The sequence below is a fragment of the Undibacterium pigrum genome (genome assembly GCF_003201815.1).
Lineage (GTDB): Bacteria > Pseudomonadota > Gammaproteobacteria > Burkholderiales > Burkholderiaceae_D > Undibacterium > Undibacterium pigrum.
On record NZ_QJKB01000010.1, the window covers coordinates 193,048 to 199,368 of the forward strand.

Genomic DNA, 6,321 nt, shown 5'->3' on the forward strand with positions numbered 1-6,321 from the left:
TGTTCCGGACAATGTTGCGATTGTTCCGGCTATGCCTGGTTATTTGGACTTGTTGGTCGTATTGCTTTCACTGGCAGCAGAACTTGCCGTGTTTTGAGCATTCTTGTCTTGCGAATTTTTCGCCGCATTGGCCGCACGACCATTGCGCCAGGTATCAAATTCTGTCGAGAATTTTTGATAACGCTCTTTGCGCCATTCATCATAGTCATTATCAAGCGCCTCAATTTGCTCATTGCGCCATTGGTGATAGTCATGGTCAAAGTGTTGGCCATGACGTGTATCGTCATAACCACCACGTGTCACTTGCTGACTGTCGCCGCGGTTATATCTGTCGCGGTTGTCACGGTCACCAGCATACTGGCGTGACGAGCCGCCATTGCGGTCATATTGACCAAAATCATTAGGATGGTAACGCCCATCATTGGCCTGGTTGCCGTAGAAATCCTGGCTGGATTGCTGGCCTTGATAGCGCCCTGCCTGGCCTGCATGTTGACGGTCATGTTGCTCAGGATAAGAGCGACCATTGTCATTAGCATAGCCTTGCTCTTGCTGGCGACCACCATCTACATCATATTGACCGCCGTAAAAACCTTGTGTACCGGAGTTACGGCTTTGCATTTGTTCACGACCAAAGTCATTGGCATAGTTTGAAGGTGCATGGCGTGCATCCCCGTGCTGATCGAATTCGTGAATATCGCCATAGCCCTCATGACGGCTGCCATTGGCATGGTGCGTCCTGATCTGGCGATCGCGTTCCTGAAAAGAATTGTCTTGCTGACGTCCGTTCTTCATATGAATCTCCTGAATACTGGTTGATCAATGCAATGCGCAAATTGCGCAAAGGGGAATATCAAAATTCCACAAAACCCTGTACATGCTTTATTGCAGGTGTACAGCAGGCTGCAAATTCAAAAAGCAAGGAAAAAGGGACATCGAAAAATGCCTGCGCACTTACGTTATCCAGCTAAGTTTTCTTACTTTGAATCTACTGCACACAGTGTAATCAGAAGAGCAATTTTTTCGTATCGGACCAGTCCTAAAAACTTGTAAGGATTGACTGTCGGACGATTTTTTGGTGCGGCAAGCAAAACTAATAGAGAACGCTATGCTTTGATTTTTTTCAGAGACAATCACGCATGTTCACGATGCACCACATGTTGCATGACGAGGCTTGGTGCAGCCAGCGCCTGCGCTAAAAAGGAAGGACGAATATCAAGAGCAGACAGCTCAGCCCGCCGGAACCAGGCAAAAGTCAGTTTCAAATCACCTTCATTGCCTATATAGGGGCCATCCATTGTCAGCAGACGTGAATCTGGTGCAAGGCGAACTAAAAAATATAAACCAAGTTCATGATGTTGCTGACCGCGATAAGAGAAAAAATTCTCTACAGTCCACAAGAGGTTTTCGCAGAAAACCGGCTCTGACAATTCTTCCTGCATTTCCCTCACTACCGTGGTGGAAGCAAGTTCTCCGGCGTCAACCCTGCCGCCAGGCACACACCAGAATGCATCACCTTCTATCTTGTGTAACAGCACCCTGTCGCCATCCAGGATGATGGCAGCAGCCCGCAGGTTGTAACGATACTCTTCAATGTCGAAAGAAATCATGGTAGTGGACGGTAGTGAATTACGGCGCTGTAATAGTTATTCGGCCACCAGCAAACTGGTCGCAATTTGCTGAGTATCCTTTAATGTTTGCAAGACGATGTTTGAGCGTATATCAAGCACGCCCGTGGTCTTGTAAAGGCGCTCCAGCACAAAGGTAGAATAATGCTTGAGATTGCGCGCACGCACACGCAAGAGATAGTTCGCATCGCCAGTGATGATATAAGAACCGATGACTTCCGGCCACTGCTGCAATGCCTGCGAAAAGTTTTCATGCCACTGCTCCACGTCACGGCGCATGGTGACCTGGACAAAGGCATCGACTTCCAACCCAACGGCAGCAGCATCAATGACAGCACAATAATGGTGGATGATGCCAGCCTCTTCCAGCATGCGCACGCGACGCAGACAGGATGATGGGGATAAAAAGACTTTATCAGCAAGTTCCTGATTGCTGATGCGGCCATCAGCCTGCAATTGCTGGAGGATTTTAAGGTCGGTGGCGTCGAGTTGCATTTGATAATCTACTTTTTATTGATGAAAGAACTCTCAACACTAAGCTACGGAGAACACACTAAAAAACAAAGAAGCAGGAAAACTTACTTGCATGTCTACTTTCATTCTCTATGCCGCTATGGTGCGTGTTTTTAATCTATTATTACTGGCAAATCAGATGAGCAAATAATTACAAAAACACAAGCAGCTTGATGCCTTTGCGCAATGCACAAACTCAAAAATGCATTTTATATCAATATTCCGAATATAAATCGCAGAATATTCTATTAATTTCTATTTTTACACTGCAATTTGCAAGAAAAATTCATGCAATCCGGCATAAAATCTCTGCATAATTTTTCCGATTGATTTCCTGCCACCAAGACTTGCCGGGCTCGATGCCTGCCTGCGACGTGCCATCGAGCTTTACGCCATAATATGGAGCCTACTGTAATGACACAAACCACCACGATCACCCGTAGCGATTGCGAAAAACTTGACCAGCAAGACCCGCTGGCAGCCCTGCGTGAAGAATTTGATCTGCCTGCTGGTGTGATTTACCTTGACGGAAATTCTCTCGGTGCGCGCCCCAAGGCAGCACTGCAAAGGGCACAAGATGTCATCACTCGCGAATGGGGAACTGATCTTATCAAGAGCTGGAATACCGCTGGCTGGTTTGATATGCCATCTACTTTAGGCAACCAACTCGCGCCCTTGATTGGTGCTGAAGTCAATGAAGTGGTAGTTACAGACACCACATCAGTCAACCTGTTCAAAGCCATCGCCGCAGCATTGCAGATACAGGCAACGGACAGCAAACGTAAAACCATCATTACCGAACGCAGCAACTTCCCTACCGATATCTACATGGCGGAAGGCATCACACGCTGGCTGGATCGCGGTTATCAAATCCAACTGATCGATTCACCAGATGAACTGCCACAAGTCATCAATGACAGCACCGCGCTGGTAATGCTTACACATGTCAATTACCGTACCGGCTATCTGCATGACATGGCGGCAGTCACTGCCCTCGCCCATCAACATGGTGCACTGATCTTGTGGGATCTGGCTCATTCTGCCGGTGCCGTACCTGTATATCTGAATGCCGCAAATGCTGACTTTGCAGTGGGTTGCACCTACAAATACCTGAATGGTGGCCCCGGCTCACCAGCGTTTATCTGGGTGCCTGCACGCCATCAGGAAGCATTCCATCATCCTTTGTCCGGCTGGTGGGGGCATGCCAGCCCCTTTGCCATGAACCCAGGCTTTACACCTACCCCTGGCATACGCCGCGCCCTGTGTGGTACCCAGCCTATCACCTCGCTGGCCATGGTCGCCTGTGGCCTGGATACTTTCGGCAAGACGGATATGCAAGCCATACGCAAAAAATCGCTGGCACTGACGGACATGTTTATCGCCCTGGTCGAAGCCCGCTGCGCCTCACACCCACTGGAACTGGTTACGCCTCGCCAGCACCAGCAACGCGGCAGCCAGGCCAGCTTCAAACACCCGCATGCCTATGCGGTGATACAGGCACTGATCAAGCGCGGCGTCATCGGTGATTACCGCGAACCGGCCATCATGCGTTTTGGTTTTACGCCGCTCTACACCAGCTTCACAGATGTCTGGGATGCAGCAGAAGGCTTGCGCGATATACTCGACAGCAAAGACTACGATGCAAACGCTGAACGTAATGCAGTGACTTAACAATATAAAAACTTAAGACCAATAACCACAGAGGCACAGAGACACAGAGAAAAAACAAGAGAAAGAAAAGCGAGATCTTAATTCTTCAAGATTTTCTCTGTGCCCCCTCTGTGACTCCGTGTCTCTGTGTTGAGAAGTTTTAAGGCTTTAAAAAAGGAATACTATGAGCAACAACGAACAAGCTGGCAAATGCCCTATGTCATGGCATGGCGCGCAAATGGACTTTAGTGAATCCATGAGCTATGGCGATTATCTTGGCCTGGATCAGATACTGACAGCGCAACATCCACGTTCACCCAATCACAATGAAATGCTGTTCATCATCCAGCACCAGACCAGTGAACTGTGGATCAAGCTGATGCTGCATGAACTGCATGCAGTGCGCCAGCATATACGCAGCAATGATTTGCCGCCAGCCTTCAAGATGCTGTCGCGCGTGGCCCGGATCATGGATCAACTGGTGCATGCATGGGATGTTTTGTCTACCATGACACCTAGCGAATACACGGCGATACGCCCTTATCTGGGTGCCTCATCGGGCTTCCAGTCACATCAATATCGTGAACTGGAATACCTGCTGGGTAACAAGAATGCCGCCCTGATGAGCGTGCATGAAAGCAAACCAGAAATACATGCAACCCTGGACGCATCCCTGCGCACGCCATCGATTTATGATGAAGCCATCATGCTCTTGTCACGCCAGGGTTTTGCGATAGATGCAGACCGCCTTCAGCAAGACTGGTCACAAGGCGTGGTCGCCAATGAATCCGTCAAGGCGGCATGGCTGCAAGTCTATCAAACACCAGAAAAATATTGGTCTTTGTATGAACTGGCTGAAAAACTGGTGGACATGGAAACCGCCTTCCGCATCTGGCGCTTCCGCCATGTGACGACAGTAGAACGCATCATCGGCTTCAAAACCGGCACCGGTGGTACGGCAGGCGTCAGCTATCTGCGCAAGATGCTGGATGTAGTGCTGTTCCCGGAATTGTTTGCTTTGCGGACGGCGCTGTAAACAAGCAAGACCTGTTAACACTCATGCAGAAAACCTGATGTTCTGCATGAGTCAATCACAAGCTGAAAGCTTCTTCCAGTGCAAGCACCAGCTTTTGCACATCTCCCGCATAAAAACCCGATGAATTCAAAGTATTGATTTCAACGATCTTCAAACCCAGCTCTGTATCGCAAACATCAATGACAAATGCGTCATGCGGTTGCCATTCTTGTATACGCTCTTCCACGTATTTCGTGAAACTGTCGTCCACCTCACTGGAATAAATCACACGGTCACCACGTTTATAAATGGATTTGGTGATGATACGTCCCTTGACTACCCAAAACCGCGCCTCGCAATAGATTGCAATCGGCTTCATGACTTGTATCAAAGTCTGCGGAGTCAGGCTGCTGCCATCGTCAAGTTTCAAGTCGCAGACTTTCTTTTGCCAGGTCTCAAATTCCTCGCGTGAAAATACCCGTCCGGCAAAATATTTGGAATCATTGGTCGGACGGATGAACATCAATTCTTCCGTAAATACCGCTTCTGCAAAACTGCTGATAACAGAACTGGCATTGAGCATGTGCTCACCCCAATGCTTGAGTTGCTGTTCGAAATCCTGTTCAAACAGATCGAACACCCCGGGTATCCAGCCATTTCGCTTGGCAACATGACGCATGGAATAAGAACCTATGCAGATAACGTTGCCGTGGTCGACAACTGCAGGTGGTTCCAGCTCACCGATAAATGGCACGACCTTGTGCACTGAATGAGAAAGCCCGAAGCGATCTATGGTTTCCAGCAGCTGGTCCCAACCTGTTTCAGAGAAAATATTGTTTTGTATGATCCAATGCATAATATCTTTAAGGAATCTCTGATTAAGTCCCCGAGCCCTGATTCAGAAACGGTAATATAAGCCTATTCTCCATAGAATCATAAAAACCATGAGACAGACGACATTTGCCGAAGGTAGTTTTGAACGCTACGCCAAGACGACGAAGCGAGCAGTGTTTCTATCAGAGATGAACCAGATTGTGCCGTGGGCGATGCTGTGCGAACTGATAGAGCCTCATTATCCCAAGGCAGGTAACGGACGTCCACCAGTTGGTGTAGAACGTATGCTGCGCATTTATTTCCTGCAACAATGGTTCAACCTGTCTGATCCGGCGGTCGAGGAAGCCCTGTACGAATCCGTCTCCATGCGTAGCTTTGCTGCAATTGACCTGGGCAATGAACCCGTGCCGGATGAAACCACGGTGTGTAAATTCCGGCACTTGCTGGAACGCCATGGGCTTGGCAAACGTATCTTCGAAGAAGTCGGTCGTCATCTGCAGGAGCGGGGAATGAAAGTATCAGGTGGCACCATCGTTGATGCCACCATCATTTCGGCACCGTCTTCTACCAAGAACAAAGAAGGCAAACCCGACCCGGAAATGCGCCAGACCAGAAAGGGCAATCAATGGTACTTCGGCATGAAAGGGCATATAGGCGTGGATAGCAAGACCAAATTGATCCATG

General features: G+C 48.8%; 7 protein-coding genes. 3 read left to right on the forward strand and 4 right to left on the reverse strand.

Going from position 1 to position 6,321, the window contains the following annotated elements; all coding sequences use genetic code 11:
• Window positions 1-39 precede the first annotated feature (39 nt).
• The 3 genes from DFR42_RS23415 to DFR42_RS23425 all read right to left on the reverse strand — a co-directional run bounded on the left by DFR42_RS23415 (window position 40) and on the right by DFR42_RS23425 (window position 2,120).
• Entirely contained in the window at window positions 40-792 is a 753-nt protein-coding gene (locus tag DFR42_RS23415; protein WP_110257463.1) for a hypothetical protein, read from the reverse strand.
• A gap of 338 nt (window positions 793-1,130) precedes the next feature.
• Entirely contained in the window at window positions 1,131-1,607 is a 477-nt protein-coding gene (locus DFR42_RS23420) for an NUDIX hydrolase (RefSeq protein WP_110257464.1), read from the reverse strand.
• Between the two features lie 36 nt (window positions 1,608-1,643).
• Window positions 1,644-2,120 (reverse strand): Lrp/AsnC family transcriptional regulator, encoded by a 477-nt coding sequence (locus tag DFR42_RS23425; RefSeq protein ID WP_110257465.1) that lies wholly within the window; start codon window positions 2,118-2,120, stop codon window positions 1,644-1,646.
• Window positions 2,121-2,552: 432 nt separating this feature from the next.
• Between DFR42_RS23425 and kynU the strand changes: the two genes are divergently transcribed.
• Together kynU and kynA are read left to right on the forward strand one after the other, a co-directional pair.
• On the forward strand, window positions 2,553-3,809 hold the full coding sequence (gene kynU / locus DFR42_RS23430) for a kynureninase (protein ID WP_110257466.1): 1,257 nt from the start codon (window positions 2,553-2,555) through the stop codon (window positions 3,807-3,809).
• A 163-nt stretch (window positions 3,810-3,972) separates the two neighbouring features.
• Window positions 3,973-4,824 carry a tryptophan 2,3-dioxygenase gene (gene kynA, locus DFR42_RS23435; RefSeq protein ID WP_110257467.1) on the forward strand — a complete coding sequence of 284 codons (852 nt, stop codon included), beginning with the start codon at window positions 3,973-3,975 and terminating at the stop codon, window positions 4,822-4,824.
• Between the two features lie 55 nt (window positions 4,825-4,879).
• Here the strand turns inward: kynA and DFR42_RS23440 are convergent, their stop codons facing one another.
• Window positions 4,880-5,659, reverse strand: a complete 780-nt coding sequence (locus DFR42_RS23440) for an ATP-grasp domain-containing protein (protein WP_110257468.1) — start codon at window positions 5,657-5,659, stop codon at window positions 4,880-4,882.
• Between the two features lie 88 nt (window positions 5,660-5,747).
• Between DFR42_RS23440 and DFR42_RS23445 the strand changes: the two genes are divergently transcribed.
• A partial coding sequence (locus tag DFR42_RS23445) for an IS5 family transposase (protein WP_110257490.1) occupies window positions 5,748-6,321 on the forward strand: 574 nt, incomplete at its 3' end.